Source organism: Herbinix luporum, from assembly GCF_900070325.1.
In the GTDB taxonomy this organism is placed as follows: Bacteria; Bacillota; Clostridia; order Lachnospirales; family Lachnospiraceae; genus Mobilitalea; species Mobilitalea luporum.
In genome coordinates this window covers 2456292-2469749 of the sequence record NZ_LN879430.1, presented here as the reverse complement: position 1 = coordinate 2469749, position 13458 = coordinate 2456292, and the positions used below count along the sequence as shown (strand labels likewise).

The 13458-nt window shown below is 36.5% G+C and carries 14 protein-coding genes; 8 read left to right on the top strand and 6 right to left on the bottom strand.

Going from position 1 to position 13458, the window contains the following annotated elements; genetic code table 11:
- Nucleotides 1–97: 97 nt before the first annotated feature.
- From SD1D_RS11415 to SD1D_RS11405, 3 genes are all read left to right on the top strand, one after another.
- On the top strand, nt 98–664 hold the full coding sequence (locus tag SD1D_RS11415; protein ID WP_058259024.1) for an SOS response-associated peptidase: 567 nt from the start codon (nt 98–100) through the stop codon (nt 662–664).
- A gap of 115 nt (nt 665–779) precedes the next feature.
- A complete protein-coding gene (locus SD1D_RS11410) occupies nt 780–2039 on the top strand; it encodes a DNA polymerase Y family protein (protein WP_173803200.1) in 1260 nt (419 codons plus the stop codon).
- Between the two features lie 32 nt (nt 2040–2071).
- Complete coding sequence (locus SD1D_RS11405) at nt 2072–2335, top strand: hypothetical protein (protein ID WP_058259023.1); 264 nt, start codon at nt 2072–2074, stop codon at nt 2333–2335.
- Here the strand turns inward: SD1D_RS11405 and SD1D_RS11400 are convergent.
- From SD1D_RS11400 to hcp, 4 genes are all read right to left on the bottom strand, one after another.
- Nucleotides 2319–3056 carry a DNA-methyltransferase gene (locus SD1D_RS11400; RefSeq protein ID WP_197687595.1) on the bottom strand — a complete coding sequence of 246 codons (738 nt, stop codon included), beginning with the start codon at nt 3054–3056 and terminating at the stop codon, nt 2319–2321. The genes SD1D_RS11405 and SD1D_RS11400 overlap by 17 nt on opposite strands.
- Before the next feature lie 138 nt (nt 3057–3194).
- Entirely contained in the window at nt 3195–3752 is a 558-nt protein-coding gene (locus SD1D_RS11395) for a hemerythrin domain-containing protein (protein WP_058259022.1), read from the bottom strand.
- Between the two features lie 46 nt (nt 3753–3798).
- Nucleotides 3799–4404, bottom strand: a complete 606-nt coding sequence (locus SD1D_RS11390) for a hypothetical protein (protein ID WP_058259021.1) — start codon at nt 4402–4404, stop codon at nt 3799–3801.
- Nucleotides 4405–4581: 177 nt separating this feature from the next.
- Complete coding sequence (gene hcp / locus SD1D_RS11385; protein WP_058259020.1) at nt 4582–6219, bottom strand: hydroxylamine reductase; 1638 nt, start codon at nt 6217–6219, stop codon at nt 4582–4584.
- A 176-nt stretch (nt 6220–6395) separates the two neighbouring features.
- Here hcp and SD1D_RS11380 point away from each other — a divergent pair, with 176 nt between their 5' ends.
- Entirely contained in the window at nt 6396–7085 is a 690-nt protein-coding gene (locus SD1D_RS11380) for a Crp/Fnr family transcriptional regulator (RefSeq protein ID WP_058259019.1), read from the top strand.
- A gap of 4 nt (nt 7086–7089) precedes the next feature.
- Here SD1D_RS11380 and SD1D_RS11375 read toward each other — a convergent pair whose 3' ends face one another.
- Together SD1D_RS11375 and sfsA are read right to left on the bottom strand one after the other, a co-directional pair.
- Nucleotides 7090–8226, bottom strand: coding sequence for a glycerate kinase (locus SD1D_RS11375; protein WP_058259018.1), 1137 nt, complete (start codon nt 8224–8226; stop codon nt 7090–7092).
- 76 nt (nt 8227–8302) lie between these two features.
- The gene (gene sfsA / locus SD1D_RS11370) at nt 8303–8992 is read right to left on the bottom strand and encodes a DNA/RNA nuclease SfsA (protein WP_058259017.1); all 690 of its coding nucleotides are present in this window, start codon (nt 8990–8992) and stop codon (nt 8303–8305) included.
- A 160-nt stretch (nt 8993–9152) separates the two neighbouring features.
- On the opposite strand from sfsA, the gene SD1D_RS11365 reads away from it, so the two are divergent.
- From SD1D_RS11365 to SD1D_RS11355, 4 genes are all read left to right on the top strand, one after another.
- Entirely contained in the window at nt 9153–10046 is an 894-nt protein-coding gene (locus tag SD1D_RS11365; protein ID WP_058259016.1) for an N-acetylmuramoyl-L-alanine amidase, read from the top strand.
- A 202-nt stretch (nt 10047–10248) separates the two neighbouring features.
- Nucleotides 10249–10704: a helicase-related protein gene (locus SD1D_RS12525; RefSeq protein WP_058259015.1), complete on the top strand. Its 456-nt coding sequence runs from the start codon at nt 10249–10251 to the stop codon at nt 10702–10704.
- 13 nt (nt 10705–10717) lie between these two features.
- Nucleotides 10718–11479, top strand: a complete 762-nt coding sequence (locus SD1D_RS12520) for a hypothetical protein (RefSeq protein WP_058259014.1) — start codon at nt 10718–10720, stop codon at nt 11477–11479.
- A gap of 87 nt (nt 11480–11566) precedes the next feature.
- Nucleotides 11567–13405, top strand: coding sequence for a glycoside hydrolase family 3 protein (locus SD1D_RS11355; RefSeq protein ID WP_058259013.1), 1839 nt, complete (start codon nt 11567–11569; stop codon nt 13403–13405).
- The last annotated feature ends 53 nt before the right edge of the window (nt 13406–13458 follow it).

The following is a 13458-nucleotide window of genomic DNA, read 5'->3' as shown; positions in this document are numbered from 1 at the left end:
ATACAATAATATAAATAAGAGATAGATTTTTGTTGTGTATTATGGGTCCGGTAAAAGTTAGAGAGTTGATTATAAGAATGAAGAGAGGGTCGTTCATATGTGTGGAAGATATAATTTTACTGTAGAAGAAAGTGATGAAATCCGTGAAATTCTAGAAAAATTAAATGCTAAGATTCATAGCAGCAAGGTAAAAACCGGAGAAATATTTCCTACAAATCAAGTACCTATCCTTATAGGAGAAGAAAATCAAGCTTCTCCCTCTCTTAGTATCTGGGGCTTTCCTAAGTTTGATGGGAAGGGGGTAATTATAAATGCCAGATCAGAAACTGCTTTTGAAAAGAGAACCTTTAGGGACAGTGTTATAAATCGAAGATGTATTATACCTTCCACAGGTTTTTATGAATGGGACAGGGAGAAAAGAAAGCATCTGTTTAGGCTAGAAGGAAGTTCTGCCTTATATATGGCCGGACTTTATTCCTATTATCAAGGTGAAATGAGATTTGTAATTCTTACTACAGGGGCTAATGAATCCATAAAAGATATTCATCACCGGATGCCTCTTGTAATACCTAAAAATGAAATTGAAACATGGATTTTAGATGATATGGCAACAAGCCATATTCTTCATAAGGTTCCACCAAAGCTTAATAGAGAGCTTGTCTGACCACATGGCAATTTAGCCATGTGGTATTTTTTATATAGGACATAAAGTTACAATTAACACCCCTTTACACCGAACACCTGTTCTGGTATAATAAGATTAAGAGGTGAACATATGTATGGATAAGGTAATTTTTCATATTGATGTGAATTCGGCTTTCCTAAGCTGGGAAGCCGTTTACCGACTGCATATCCGGGGTGAGAAGAGGGATTTGCGAGAGATTCCCTCGGCTGTGGCAGGGGATGTGAAGAAAAGGCATGGAATAATTCTTGCCAAATCAATCCCTGCCAAAAAGTACGGTGTAAGAACTGGGGATACCATTAGTGATGCCCTAAAGCTTTGCCCAAATCTGATTATGGTGCCTCCCCACTATGACCTTTATGAGGAGTGCTCTAAGGCTCTGATAGAGATACTTAAGGAGTTTTCTCCTTGTGTGGAGCAGTATTCAGTGGATGAGGCCTTTTGTGATATGACCGGTACCGTAGGGCTATACGGTTCTGCCCTGGTTGCGGCAAATCTTATGAAAGATAGGATTTATAATGAACTGGGTTTTACGGTTAATATAGGTATATCAAGCAATAAGATACTGGCTAAGATGGCCTCTGATTTTAAGAAGCCTAATCTTGTACACACCCTGTTTCCGGAAGAAATAGAGAAAAAAATGTGGAAGCTACCGGTAGAGGAATTGTTTTTTGTAGGATCCGCTACTAAGAGGAAGCTTCATAGCCTTGGGATTCATACCATTGGACAGTTAGCTAAGACTGACCTTGATATTTTACGGGCTCATTTTAAAAAACATGGTGAAGTAATCTATTCCTTTGCCAATGGAATTGATAGTTCTATTGTGCAAGATCAGGCTCCTCCCAATAAGGGTTATGGTAACTCTACTACCATTGCATTTGATGTGGATGATGGCAGTACCGCCAAGATGGTGCTGCTTTCTTTGGCTGAAAAGGTTTGTAGCAGGCTTAGGGGGGACTCGGTCATGGCCAGTGTAGTTGCGGTAAGTATAGTTGATATATATTTTCGCCGTAGCTCCCATCAGATGCTGCTTATTTCCCCGACAAATATAACAAATGAAATTCACAAGGCAGCCTGTCAGCTTTTTGATGAGCTTTGGGACCAAACCCCAATCAGACAACTGGGCATCCATACAAGCAAGATAGTAGAAGAAGATAGTGAAAAACAGATTAATTTATTTGATATGAACCGCTATGAAAAATTATCAAAATTAGATGCGGCTGTGGACCGGATAAGAGAACGTTATGGAGAAGATTCTATTATAAGGGCTATTTTTCTTAATGGACCAATATATCATATGTCCGGAGGTATTTCACCTGAAAAACGAAAACCAAAATACAAGGAAGGCATTATGTAATGACTTAGTATTATGAAAGAAAGGAAATTCTTATGCTTCATATGCCGGTGGATGTAATTGCAACCTTTAATGTGCAGGGGAAAATTAAGCCTAATTATATTAGGCTGGAGGATGAAAATCATCTTCTGCATACTTATAAAATTGAAAATATTATATTTTCTAAAGAGGAAAAATACGGGGGAATACCGGTCATACTTTTTTGCTGTAATATAGTAAGAGAAGACTGTGCCCAGCTTATACACATTAAGTATTATGTAAAGAGTCACCAATGGGTACTGGTTAAGGAGAGGTTTTAATGGACTTAAAACTTTCTAATCGTTTTAAGCTGGCTTTATAATATTCTTGGTCAATTTCAATACCAATAAAGCGGCGATTTAGGCTTAAAGCGGCTGCACCGGTAGAGCCTACCCCCATAAACATATCTAAAACCAGATCATTTTCATTACTGGCAATTTTTATTATATGCTTTAATACCTTGAGGGGTTTTTGGGTGGGATGTTTGGGGGATTTTAACCTTTCTTGTCCCATGCAAATGGGTGCTTCTATAAAATTATGCATCTCACTTTGTTTTGAAAAATTCCAAGTATGGCCCTTATTCCACATACAGGCTATTAATTCACAACTGTTTAGAAATGAGGATTTTCTTATATTGGGTACCGGATTTGTTTTATGCCAAACCATAAACTGAAAGGTATCAAATTCCTTGTCAAATACCTCATGCCATTTTCCAATCATATGGTAACTGGTAAATATAAAGATATTACCGGTGGGTGAAAGAACCCTTTTAAATTCATCAAGAAAATCAGCGGGGGAAAGTTCTTTAAGATCCCACTGTGCCAAATCATTATTAATTTCACTACGCCAATTAAATTTCATATTACCGGTAGAATATTTGGCAAGATTATAGGGGGGATCGCATAAAATCAGGTCAATACTGCCATCCGGTATCTTTTTCATTTCTTCCATACAGTCACCATGAATTAATAAATAACTTTCTATGGCATTAAGATTAATCAATCTGGTATCCCCCTTCCTAATTACTGCAATGTTTAACCAATATATTATATTTTAACATAAAATATGTAAATAAAAAGAGGTTATTGCATAATTGTTTGCAACAGCCTCTTTTGGTTTATAAAAAGAAGAAGTAAAAGCCTATTTAATATATTTTTTCTCTAGATCATCAAGCATAGATAAATAATACTCTTGGATGCCTTTTTGTCTTGCTTCATTTTCAAAAGTTATGGTGTTATCATCAACCTTTTTTAGTATATCTGGGGATAGCTGTCTTTTGGCAAAGGTATAGATAACAGAATCTTCTTTATCTATATGGCGTTTCAAATGATGGGTATAGCTAATAGCATTGGCAATAACATCAATGCGACTTTCCTCATCACCCTGCTTTAGGCGGTCTATGGCGGCAATCAACTCCTGTATATATAATCTGCCCATGTCATGCTCAACCAGCATACCGTGGGTTACTAATTTATTACCCAAGGACCCAAGATGTTCTACCATCTCATTAAAAAGAAGTTTTTCTTCCTTGCCGTGATGATGAACATCGGAGTAATTGCGGATAAAGTCAATCATTTTATCAAAATCATGGTAGTTTATATCACTGCCCTTCATAATACCTAAACAGGCCTTACGAACAACTTTCAACATTCTAAGAATATGCTGGTGTTCTTCCATCATTAACTTGATACTATCCATGGTAGCCCTCCGTTTCATTAAAAACAATGTTTATAAGTACTTAATATTAAGCTGCTTTTTCAATACTATAAGTTACAGAATCAATTTTTTTGAAAGTAAAACCAGATACATCAACTAGCCCTTTAATCCAGGCTTCTCTTAATCTGTAATAAATAGAAATATCAGCTCCTACAGCAGCCCAATAATCTTCATGGACGCAGAGATTACGCTTCCAAACAAGACGGTCATCACTATTTTCCACCAAAGAATTGGCATGGTCACAGGGCATTCCGTCAAGAAGATTATCGGATATTACCTTAAATAACAAGGCTGCTGTCTTAGATGTTTCCTTAAGGTTTTGTCCAAGTTCCCTGCCCTTTAAGGTAAGCAATTCTTCTAACTGGCTTAATAAAGAAGGGTCTTTATCCAATAAAGCCTTTATGCTGTAAGCATATTTGTACTCCACTTGAGAGACTCTTTCTTGTAGCCAGCCATGGATATTGCTTTGATCTATTATTTCCTCTAAAGGTCTATTATCAAATTCACCGTATCTTACATCACATTCTTCTTTTAAAGATAAGCCATACCTGCTGTGGATTTCATCTACAATATTTTGTTGTATCTGTATCTTATTATATAACCAGTAATGAATCGGTCCTAAAAATGCACTCATGTAAAATCCTTTCTATTATAATGATATATCATTTACAATTCTATTTTAATTTATTTTATACTAAGATATTATTATTTATTTTATATAAAGAGCTGCTGCCGGATAAATAATTCCATATGCAGCAGCTCTTTACATTATTATTGCTTATTTATATATAAGAAAGTTGAGGAGCCTAGATTATTCTAAAAATAATTTTATATCATCTTCAACGGTTCCGATACCTGAGATACCGAAGTTTTCAACCAATACTTTTGCAACATTAGGTGATAGGAAAGCAGGTAGTGTAGGGCCTAGATGAATATTCTTTACTCCTAAGTATAGTAGTGAAAGAAGAACAATTACAGCCTTCTGCTCATACCATGCAATGTTGAAAGCAAGAGGAAGTTCGTTGATATCGGTAAGTTCAAATGCCTCTTTTAATTTCAGTGCGATTAAAGCAAGGGAGTAAGAGTCATTACATTGACCGGCATCTAATACCCTAGGAATACCGTTAATATCACCAAGATCAAGCTTGTTGTATTTGTATTTTGCACAACCTGCAGTTAAGATTACAGTATCCTTAGGAAGAGCCTTTGCAAAATCAGTATAGTAATTTCTTGCTTTTTGACGTCCGTCACATCCAGCCATTACAAAGAATTTACGGATAGCACCGGATTTTACAGCTTCAACAACCTGGTCTGCCAGAGCAAATACCTGTGCATGGGCAAATCCGCCGATAATTTCACCTTTTTCAATTTCTGTAGGTGCCTGACAAGTCTTAGCCAGTTCGATAATCTCTGAGAAGTCCTTGTATCCATTTTCGTCTCTATCTATATGTTTGCAACCGGGAACTCCTGCTGCCCCTGTGGTAAATAATCTGTTTTTGTATGAAGGTGCAGGGGGAACAACACAGTTTGTTGTCATAAGGATAGGTCCGTTAAAGCTTTCAAACTCTTCTTTTTGTTTCCACCAAGCATTACCATAGTTACCTACAAAATGATTGTATTTTTTGAAAGCAGGGTAGTAGTGGGCAGGTAGCATCTCGGAGTGAGTGTATATATCTACTCCGGAATCTTTACTTTGCTCCAGTAACTGTTCTAAGTCTCTTAGGTCATGGCCAGATACAAGGATACCGGGTCTTGTTCCTACACCGATATTAACCTTAGTAATTTCAGGATTACCATAGGTTCCTGTATTAGCTGCATCAAGAAGTGCCATGCCGTCTACGCCTACTTTACCGGTTTCTAAGGTTAGGGCAATAAGTTCATCAATGGTTAATTGATCATTTAAAGTGGAAGCCAGTGCTTTTTGCATAAATGCACTAATCTCTTCATTGTCATATTTTAATTCATTGGCATGTTTCATATAAGCTGCTAAGCCTTTTAATCCATAGATAATTAACTCTCTTAGACTTCTGATGTCTTCATTTTCAGTTGTAAGGATGCCTACTTTTGTAGATTTTTCATCCAGTTCTTCTCTGTCGGTAGCAGTCCATAAAGCTGCTTCAGGAAGATTAGTCTTATCTGCCACCTTAGCTAATAATTCATTTTTAAGATTTAAGGTTTCAAAAACTCTTTGATAGAAGATTTCATCGTCAAAGTTAGCATTTGTTATTGTTGTGAAAAGGTTAATAGTTACATAATGATTAACATGTGCAGGAATGCTCTCCCCTTGTGCCCGTAATGTGGTTGTAACAGCACTTAAGCCCTTTGTTACATATATTAATAAATCCTGCATTCTTGCAAGGTCCGGTGATTTTCCACATACACCAAACTTTGTACATCCGGTACAACCGGCAGTCTCTTGACATTGATAACAAAACATTTTGTTTTCCATACTTTCTTCTCCTTATAAACTTTTTATTTTAAATTTGATTTGAATGTTTTAGTTGACATCGCTGTTCTATGGTGAGTATAATACAATCATGAAATAAAAAGTGTAGCTATAGCAACAAAAATATAAAAATTTAAAATAAAAATCAAAACTTTAATTTATAATAGGAGGGATATAAATTGGAGAAGTATTTTCCGATATTAAAAAAATGTGTCCTTTTTCGAGGAATTGAAGAAGCAGATTACAAGCATCTTTTGGCCTGTCTTAGTGCCCAGGTAAAACATTATAATGAAGAAGAATATCTTTTTTTTGCGGGAGATAGGCTTGATCATATCGGAATTGTGCTATCAGGCAGACTTGAGATACTTAAGGAAAGCTTGGCAGGAAATAAGCACATCATAGCCATCTTAGATCCTTCCCATATGTTTGCGGAGGGCATTGTCTGTACGGCAACCCGTCTGTCTCCGGTTACGGTTCAGGCCATGGAGCCGGTTAAAATTCTTCTGATTCCTTATGAGAGAATAATAAAAAGTTGTGGCCAGTCTTGTTCTTTTCATATCGGCTTGATTCAAAATATGATGGTGATACTGGGAGAAAAGAATGTGATTTTAAATTATAAGTTAGAACTTTTAACACTAAAAGGAATGCGTGAAAAACTGGCAAGCTACCTACTAAAAGCTTCTTTAGAAAACGGCAGTAATACATTTCAGATACCATTAAACCGAACAGAACTGGCGGATTTTTTAAATGTATCTCGTACTTCTATGTGCAGGGAGCTTACCAGGATGAAGAATGACGGACTGATAGATTTGTATGGCCGCAGTTTTAAGATTTTAGATAAGGAAAGATTGGCTCAGTGTTTGGAATAATAGCTTAGTTTAATGCATTAATCAGCCTAAAGACTTGAGTAGATGTTGCTACCAAGTTTTTTCTGGCTGTTTCATATTCCATAGCTTCTTCCACTGTCATAGGAAGTTGCAGTATAGAGAAGAAGGCATCAATTCCTTCTTCATTGCATTTATAAGCATCTTCAGTTACACCGCCGCCAAAAGCAATGACTTTCTTTCCATACTTTTTTGCCAGTTTAGCCACCCCTATGGGGGCTTTACCCATGGCAGTCTGAAAGTCTAATTTTCCTTCTCCGGTAATTACAAAATCGGCATCTTTAATATCATCTTCCAGCTTGATTTCATCAAGGATAATATCTATACCGGATTCAAGCTTGGCCTTAAGAAAGGTCAAAAATCCATATCCAAGTCCCCCTGCAGCACCGGTACCGGGTATGGCTGCGGTGTCCTTAGCAAAAATCCTTTTAACAGCCTCAGAATAATTTTGCAGGCCCAAGTCAAGTATTTCTACCATTTCAGAACTTGCCCCTTTCTGGGGGCCGAAGATATAAGCAGCCCCCATAGGGCCATAAAGGGGATTGTTAACGTCGCAAGCAATCCTAAAAGAACATTCAGATAATTCCTTTAAGGCATTATCTGCACTTATGTTTGCTATTAAACCTAGGTTTTTTCCTATGGGGGAGAGAGAATTGCCGTTAGAATCAAAGAAGTCATAACCTAAGGCTTTTAGCATACCGATTCCACCGTCATTAGTGGCACTTCCACCTATACCTATAATGAAATTGCGACAGCCTCTTTGTATGGCATCTTTAATCATCTCACCTACTCCATAGGTTGTGGTATATAGGGGATTTAGTTTGTCTGCAGCTATCAATTTTATTCCGGCTGCTTCAGCAATCTCTATAATAGCTGTTTTATTGTCTTTTAATATTCCATATGAACATGATATTTTATCATTGAGGGGACCTGTGGCTTCAATTTTAACTTTATATCCCCCCATTCCGTATAGTAAAGCATCAACAGTTCCCTCCCCTCCGTCTGCAAGGGGTTTTACAATCACCTCTGCCTCACAGGCTTTATGAATACCTTCCTTAATAGCCATACCGGCTTCCATGGAGGAAAGACTTCCTTTTAGTGAATCAATTGCTACAACAACCTTCATGATCTATATTCTCCTATGAAATATTCTATAGTTTATACGGTGATATATATTTAAATAAAAGCATCATATAAAAATATCATACTATAATAGGTATCTTATCTACCACTTTAATTTCCTCAGGTGTTATCATACAGCCATAAGATAGCACTTCAACTCCGGCTTCTATAGCTTCTTTTAACTTAGCTGCAAAAGCAGGATCTGTAACTTTATTAGGTGAAAAACCCTTGGCCTGCTCAAATTGGACTATAAATAAAAGAACAGCCCTATAACCAGACCGTACAGCATGTATCAATTCATCTATATGTTTTCTTCCCCGCTCTGTGGGAGCATCGGGAAAGTATGACCAGCCTTCTTTTTCTAAAGTAACCCCCTTAACTTCAACAAAACATAGCTGATTATCCCCACTTAGTTGTAAGTCAAAACGGCTGTTTTGATATTTTACTTCCCTTTTAATCTCAGTATATCCTTTTAATTCTTCAATAACACCCTTTGATATGGCTTCATAAGCCAGGGCATTGGGAAGTTGGGAGTCGATGGAGAACCATTTATCATTTTTTTTAACCATTCTTAGTTCATACTTAGTTTTTCTTTTTTCAGAAGGATGATAGGATAGCAAAACACAAGTTCCCGGAATTAATAATTCGTGCATTCTTCCTGTATTAGGTACATGGCTGATTATTTCTTGGCCATCTAAATCTATATGGGCAATAAAGCGGTTTGGCCTTTTGATAAAGCTTCCAAATCTTATATCGTAATTAAATATCATTGCTATAACCTTTCTATATAAATTTAATTAATTGTACCATATTTTTTATAGAACCGCATTTTTAATATCTGGGTATAAGCACCGATTTTAATACTGCAGAATATATTTAAAGAATAATATATAAAAAGCTTATAAAAACAAGAATAAAAGGAATGATGGTATGTTAATAAATGTTGATGCAGGACATGGAAGTAATACCCCCGGCAAGAGAACACCCCCAATGCCTAAAGCCATACATATAGATGGGGTAATTGATATTAAAAAAGGGGAACAGTATAGGGAACACTATGCCAATGTAGGAGTCGCCTCACTATTGGTTAAAGAATTAAAAAGATGCGGCTTTAAAACCATGCAGACCGGATTTAATGATGATAATCCTTATGATGATCCGGACACACCTGTAGCAACAAGACAGAAGGCTATAGCAAAGGCAAAATGTGACTACAGTATTTCTATTCACTTTAATGCCTATGGGGACGGAAAAAATTTTAACAGTGCAGAGGGAGTTGGAGTTTTTATTCATAAGAAGTATCCGGGACAGTCTAAGGGCTTGGCAGATGCGGTTTTAAAGAATTTGATAAAGGGAACAAAACAGAAAAATAGAGGGGTTAAGACCGGGGAGTTTGCCATAGTAAATTGTAATAAACTTGGGGTAAAGGCAGCTATATTGGTGGAACTGGCCTTTATGACTAACCTAAGAGAGGCAACTGAGATGATGGCCAATAAAGAGTTCTGGAAAGAAAGTGCTAAAGAGATCTGTATGGGTGTATGTGAATTTGCCAAGGTTAAGTATGTTCCTGAAAAATATATACCTTCCAAGGCCATAAGCCCTAACTCATCCAAAGCAGATATTAAATGGGCCCAGGAAAAGCTTAATGGGGTACTGCCTAACTGGGTGCCAAGACTTACTACAGATGGGGTATACGGACCGAAAACTAGGATTGCTGTGCTTATATATTGGGATCAACTGGGTTGGGGAACTCATATGCGTGACGATGGAAAGAAAATTGGTAAGTCTACAATAGAAGCCTTGGCAGCAGGGAGAAAGAAATAAATATAGAATAATATAATCCTCTTTAAGTAGGCATGGTAAGAAATTACTAGCTACTTAAGGGAGATTTTGTGATTATAATGTTGTATATGAGTTACGTTTAAAGGAAGCTATAAATAAGGGATGGCTGGTTCCTTTTCATTATTATGGCATCTATGATGATACTGTAGATTACGATAAGATTCGATTTATTAACGGTAGATATTTGGATAAAGATTTAGAAGAAGCTTTAATGCTTAATCGAAGAAGTGAATTAATATATAAGCATTATAAGAAGTATAATTCAAAAAAAGCCTTAGGTTTTTGTAGCACTAGGTTACATGCCGAATATATGGCAGCAGAGTTTTGCCGTTTTGGTGTTCCATCTGTAGCTGTATATAGTGATAGTCAGGGAGAATATAGTATAGATAGAAGAGAAGCTGTTAAAGGATTAGCAGATGGGAAGTTTAAAGTTATATTTTCTGTCGATATGTTTAACGAAGGACTGGATATAAAAGATATTGATATGGTTATGTTTTTACGGCCTACTCAGTCACCTACAGTTTTTCTTCAGCAATTGGGACGTGGATTAAGAAAGAGTAAAGGGAAAGAATACCTTAATGTGCTTGATTTTATAGGTAATTATAAAAAAGCCCAACCTTATTCCCGGATTTTTAAGTAACTCAGGCACTAAAATGTTAGATAACAAAAAGAGCAGAAAATTCTCAATTGCTGATTTTGAATATCCTGATGATTGTATTGTAGATTTTGATTTTCGTGTTATTGACATCTTTGAAGTGCAGGCTAAACAAGGGTTAAAATTAAAAGATAAGATATTAGATGAATTCGAAAGGATTAAATCTAGTTTAAAACATATCCCTTCTAGAATGGAATTATTTTTACAAATGGATTCTGATTTGTATGATTATATAAGAACAAAAAGCAAACTCAATATATTTAATTTTTATCTTGATTTTTTAATGGAAATGGATTGCCTGTCAGAGGAGGAGAAAATATTATATTCAGGCAGGGGCAGAGAGTTTATTAATATGATTGAAACAACAAGTATGTCAAAAACATATAAGATGCCGCTTTTACTGGCCTTTTATAACAAGGGCCATATAAAGATGCAGGTAAATGAAGATGATGTATATCAGAGTTTTTATGAGTTTTACCGGAAAGGTTCTAATAAAGTTGACATGCTTAGGCATAATAATACCCGAGATTTTGAAAGCTGGGGTAAAAAAGAATACATTAAATTAGCCAAAGATAATCCCATTAATTTTATGGTAAAAACCCACGGTGATTTTTTTAAGAAGAAAGATGGAAGCTTATTAGCACTAGATGACAGCTTAAAAAATGTAATAAAGTTAGATGCATTTTTAAAACATATGAAAGATGCAATTGATTATAGGGTTGTTAGTTATTATAGAAATCGAAATTTTAAGTTAGATTAATTTTTTCCCCTTCTAATAGACCATATTTCCCTATATTAATTTTCCAATAAATGGAGTATAATTAAGAAAAAAAGGGAGGGTCATATTATGAAGGGGTATAAATATTTAGCCTTACTATTAGTTATCATTTTTATGTTATCAGCTTGTACTAAGAACAAATCATCAGATGTAGACTCCGACCTGCCACAAACAGGTCTTTCAAAGGATACATCAATTGAAGAACTGCTAGCTTCCATGACCTTGGAGGAAAAGGTGGGACAAATGGTTCAGGGAGCTAGAGATAGTATGCCTTATAATGATGTTAACAGATTGTGGCTTGGTTCTGTACTAAGTGGAGGGGGCTCCTATCCTAAAAATAACACCATAGAAGATTGGCAAGATATGATATCAAATTATCAGGGGGCAGCCTTAAGTACAGATAAGGGTATACCTATTATATATGGTGTCGATGCTGTACATGGTTTGGCCCTTGTTAAGGGGGCAGTGGTTTTTCCTCATAATATAGGTCTTGGGGCAGCTAATGATCCGGAGCTTATGTACAAGATGGGAGCTGCGGTTGCCGAAGAGATGAAGCTAATAAGAGTGCCTTGGAACTTTTCGCCCTGTGTAGCGGTAAATACGGATCCTAGATGGGGAAGGACTTATGAATGCTATTCCAGTAATCCTGATATAGTTACGAAACTGGCTCATGCCTATGTCAAAGGTCAGGCAGATCATGGGGTTGTTGCAACTGCTAAGCATTATGTGGCAGATGGAGGAGCGGTATTTGGAACCGGTGAGGGGGATTATCTTATAGACCGGGGAGATGCCATTTTATCAGAGGAAGAACTTAGAAATACACATCTTCTACCTTATAAGGAATTAGTAGACCAGGGTGTTAAGATAATTATGGCCTCATTTTCTTCATGGAACGGAGTTAAACTCCATGAGCATGAGTATCTTCTTACTAAGGTACTAAAGGATGAATATGGATTTAAAGGTTTTGTGGTATCTGATTGGGAGGCTGTATCTGGCCTTAGTGGAAGTAGCTATGAGGAAAATGTTATTAAGGCGGTAAATGCCGGTATAGATATGCTGATGGAGCCCTTTACTTATGAAAAAGCACACATGACCCTTGTAAATGCAGTAAAGGAGGGCAAGATAAGAGAAGAGAGAATTGATGATGCCGTCACTAGAATTTTAACTGTAAAACAAGATATGGGATTATTTGATGATCCATATTTGAATAAGGTTAGTAAAGAGGTTAATGAGCTGGGAAGTAAAGAATATAGAAAGCTTGCCAAACAATTGGTTGAAAAGTCTTTGGTACTACTTAAAAATAACAATAATATTCTTCCCCTGCAAAAGGGACAAAAGATTTTTGTTACCGGCCCTGCTGCAAATAATATGGGAATGCAGTGTGGCGGATGGGGACTTACTTGGCAGGGAGATATGGATATAGGCGGAAGTAAGGTTACAGAGGGAGTTACCATCTTAGAAGGCCTTATGGAGTATGGCAAAAAATATGGTTATGAAATTATAACAGATAAAGAACAAGCAAAAGAAGCTGATATAGTATTACTGGCTATAGGAGAAGTGCCATATGCGGAATTTATGGGAGATACCAAGGATTTATCCATAGTCGGTGAAAAAGCTCATAAGGATAATAAGGCTGCTATTGATTTGGCTAAAAGCTTAAATAAGCCGGTGATTACTCTACTTATTGCCGGTAGAAATGTAATTATCAGTGATTATATAGATGACTGGGATGGTCTTGTAATGTGTTATCTTCCAGGCTCTGAAGGAGACGGTGTTGCTTCTGTTTTATCCGGTGAGGCTCCATTTACGGGAAAGCTTCCTATGCCCTATTATGAAAGTGTAGATGATATCGGAAAAGAGGATGCTAAGTTATTGTTTGAAGTAGGATATGGTTTGACCTATGAATAAATAAGATAGTTGAATTTAATACAGATTTATACCGGCCAGACTTGTATCTAAGT

Bases quoted from the DNA above. Each gene is read 5' to 3' on its own strand.
- SD1D_RS11390 (WP_058259021.1), bottom strand. From the start codon at position 4,404: ATGAGTGCATTTTTAGGACCGATTCATTACTGGTTATATAATAAGATA.
- SD1D_RS11365 (WP_058259016.1), top strand. From the start codon at position 9,153: ATGTTAATAAATGTTGATGCAGGACATGGAAGTAATACCCCCGGCAAG.
- hcp (WP_058259020.1), bottom strand. From the start codon at position 6,219: ATGGAAAACAAAATGTTTTGTTATCAATGTCAAGAGACTGCCGGTTGT.
- SD1D_RS11395 (WP_058259022.1), bottom strand. From the start codon at position 3,752: ATGGATAGTATCAAGTTAATGATGGAAGAACACCAGCATATTCTTAGA.
- SD1D_RS11415 (WP_058259024.1), top strand. From the start codon at position 98: ATGTGTGGAAGATATAATTTTACTGTAGAAGAAAGTGATGAAATCCGT.
- SD1D_RS11410 (WP_173803200.1), top strand. From the start codon at position 780: ATGGATAAGGTAATTTTTCATATTGATGTGAATTCGGCTTTCCTAAGC.
- SD1D_RS11355 (WP_058259013.1), top strand. From the start codon at position 11,567: ATGAAGGGGTATAAATATTTAGCCTTACTATTAGTTATCATTTTTATG.
- SD1D_RS11375 (WP_058259018.1), bottom strand. From the start codon at position 8,226: ATGAAGGTTGTTGTAGCAATTGATTCACTAAAAGGAAGTCTTTCCTCC.
- SD1D_RS11405 (WP_058259023.1), top strand. From the start codon at position 2,072: ATGCTTCATATGCCGGTGGATGTAATTGCAACCTTTAATGTGCAGGGG.
- sfsA (WP_058259017.1), bottom strand. From the start codon at position 8,992: ATGATATTTAATTACGATATAAGATTTGGAAGCTTTATCAAAAGGCCA.
- SD1D_RS12520 (WP_058259014.1), top strand. From the start codon at position 10,718: ATGTTAGATAACAAAAAGAGCAGAAAATTCTCAATTGCTGATTTTGAA.